The 3,011-nt window shown below is 68.6% G+C and carries 2 protein-coding genes; both read right to left on the bottom strand.

Going from position 1 to position 3,011, the window contains the following annotated elements; genetic code table 11:
• The coding region (locus FHS00_RS17510) for an NAD(P)(+) transhydrogenase (Re/Si-specific) subunit beta (RefSeq protein WP_183475382.1) at window positions 1–1,460 on the bottom strand (1,460 nt) is incomplete at its 3' end.
• 12 nt (window positions 1,461–1,472) lie between these two features.
• On the bottom strand, window positions 1,473–3,011 hold a 1,539-nt coding region (locus FHS00_RS17505; protein WP_246391468.1), incomplete at its 5' end, for a Re/Si-specific NAD(P)(+) transhydrogenase subunit alpha.

The following is a 3,011-nucleotide window of genomic DNA, read 5'->3' as shown; positions in this document are numbered from 1 at the left end:
GCGTCGCCGTAGAACATGCGTGTGTTGTCCTTGAAGAAGAGGGGGTTTTCGATGCCGGAGTAGCCGGTGCCCTGGCCGCGCTTGGAGACGAAGACCTGCTTGGCCTTCCAGACCTCGAGCACCGGCATGCCGGCGATCGGGGAGTTGGGGTCGTCCTGCGCGGCGGGGTTCACGATGTCGTTCGAGCCGATGACGATGGCGACGTCGGTCTCGGGGAAGTCGTCGTTGATCTCGTCCATCTCCAGCACGATGTCGTAGGGCACCCGGGCCTCGGCGAGGAGCACGTTCATGTGGCCGGGCAGACGCCCCGCCACCGGGTGGATCGCGAAGCGCACGGTCTTGCCCTGCGCCCGGAGCCTGCGGGTCAGCTCGGAGACCGACTGCTGCGCCTGCGCCACCGCCATGCCGTAGCCGGGGATGATCACCACGCTGTCGGCGTCCTCGAGCGCCTGCGCCACGCCGTCGGCGTCGATCGCGATCTGCTCGCCCTCGACCGCCATCGCCGGGCCCGAGGTGCCGCCGAAGCCGCCCAGGATCACCGAGACGAACTTGCGGTTCATCGCCTTGCACATGATGTAGCTCAGGATCGCACCCGAGGAGCCGACCAGCGCGCCGGTGACGATCAGCAGGTCGTTGCCCAGCGTGAAGCCGATCGCCGCGGCGGCCCAGCCCGAATAGGAGTTCAGCATCGAGACGACCACCGGCATGTCGGCGCCGCCGATGCCCATGATCAGGTGCCAGCCGATGAAGCCCGCGATGATCGTCACCAGCACCATGGTCCAGATGCCGGCGCCGGTGAGGTAGAGAAGCCCCAGCGCCAGGCACAGCGCCAGCGCTGCGGCGTTGAGCATGTGGCCGCCCGGCAGCTTCTTCGGCTTGCCGTCGACCTTTCCGGCGAGCTTGCCGAAGGCCACCACCGAGCCGGTGAAGGTCACCGCGCCGATGAAGATGCCGAGGAACACCTCGGTCTTGAGGATGCCGATCTCGGCCGCGTCCTTCAGCGCCAGCTTCTTGCCGAAGCCGGTGAGCTCGCCGAAGAAGCCGCCGCCCGCCTGCGCGAGCTCGGTCGGGTCCAAGAGCGCCAGCGCGGCGCGGTCGAGCCCGTGGCTGGCCAGCAGCGCGTTGACGTCGTGCAGCATGATGTCGGCGTTCAGGCCGATGAACACCGCCGCCAGGCCGACGAAGCTGTGCAGCGCGGCGACCAGCTGCGGCATCTCGGTCATCTGCACCCGGCCGGCGACGATCCAGCCCGCGAAGCCGCCCGCCGCGATCGCGACGAGGATGAGAAACAGGTTGTGCACGCCGGGGCCGAACACGGTGACGAAGACCGCCACCGCCATGCCGGCAATGCCGTACCAGACCGCGCGCTTGGCGCTTTCCTGGTTCGACAGGCCGCCCAGCGACAGGATGAACAGGATGGCCGCGACGATATAGGCGGCGGAAACGATGCCGATGCTCATGATCCGGCCCCCTTACGACTTGCGGAACATGGCGAGCATCCGGCGCGTGACCAGGAAACCGCCGACGATGTTGATCGAGGCGATCAGCACCGCGATGAACGACAAAAACACCACCAGCCAGTTGCCCGAGCCGATCTGCAGCAGCGCGCCGAGGATGACGATGCCGGAGATCGCGTTGGTCACCGCCATCAGCGGCGTGTGCAGGCTGTGGCTGACGCCCCAGATCACCTGGAAGCCGACGAAGCAGGCCAGCGCGAAGACGATGAAGTGGCTCATGAAGCTCTCGGGCGCGACCGCGCCGATCAGGAGCATCACCAGCGCCCCCGCGGCCAGAAGGCCGATCTGGTCCTTGGTCTGCTTCCTGAAGGCCGCGATCTCGTTCGACCGCTTTTCCTCGACCGTCAGCTCGCGCGCCTTCTCCTTCTTGGGCGCGGCGGCGATGGCGGCGGTCTTGGGCTTGGGCGGCGGGTAGGTGATCTCGCCGCGATGCGTCGCGGTGGCGCCGCGGATCACGTCGTCCTCCATGTCATGGTCGACGACGCCGTCCTTGTTCGGCGTGAGGTCGGCCATCATGTGGCGGATGTTGGTGGCGTAGAGCGTCGAGGCCTGCGCCGCCATGCGGCTGGGGAAATCGGTGTAGCCGATGATCGTCACGCCGTTGTCGGTGACGAACTTCTCCTCCGGCACCGTCAGCTCGCAATTGCCGCCGCGCTCGGCGGCGAGATCGACGATCACCGAGCCGGGCTTCATCGCCTCGACCATGTCGCGGGTCCACAGCACCGGCGCGTCGCGGCCCGGGATGAGGGCGGTGGAGATGACGATGTCGATCTCGGGCGCCAGCTCGCGGAACTTGGCGAGTTGCTTCTCGCGGAACTCCGGGCTGGAAGGCGCGGCGTAGCCGCCCGTGGCCGCGCTGTCCTGGCTGTCCTCGAAGTCGAGATAGACGAACTCGGCGCCCATGCTCTCGATCTGCTCGGCCACCTCGGGACGCACGTCGAAGGCGAGCGTCACCGCGCCCAGCGAGGTCGCGGTGCCGATCGCGGCGAGGCCGGCGACGCCGGCGCCGATCACCAGCACCCGGGCCGGCGGCACCTTGCCGGCGGCGGTCACCTGGCCGGTGAAGAAGCGGCCGAAATTGCTGCCCGCCTCGATCACCGCGCGGTAGCCCGCGATGTTGGCCATCGACGACAGCGCGTCCATCTTCTGGGCGCGGGAGATCCGCGGCACCATGTCCATCGCGATCACCGTGGCGCCGGCGTCCTTGGCGCGGCCCAGCGCTTCGGCGTTCTGGCCCGGGTAGAAGAACGAGATCAGCGTCTGGCCCTCGCGCAGCCGGTCCATCTCGGCGTCGAGCGGCGGCCGCACCTTGGTGACGATCTCCGCCTCGGCCCACAGCGTCTCGGCATCCGGCACGACCCGCACCCCCGCCGCCGCGTAGGCCACGTCGGTGAAGCCCGCCGCCAGGCCCGCCCCCGCCTCGATCAGGCACTCGTGCCCAAGCTTCTGCAAGTCACGCGCCGAAGACGGGGTCATCGATACCCGCGCCTCGCC

The organism is Limimaricola variabilis (genome assembly GCF_014195545.1).
Classification (GTDB): domain Bacteria; phylum Pseudomonadota; class Alphaproteobacteria; order Rhodobacterales; family Rhodobacteraceae; genus Limimaricola; species Limimaricola variabilis.
The sequence above is the reverse complement of the archived record's forward strand: the minus strand, read 5'-3'. Positions and strand labels throughout refer to the sequence as shown.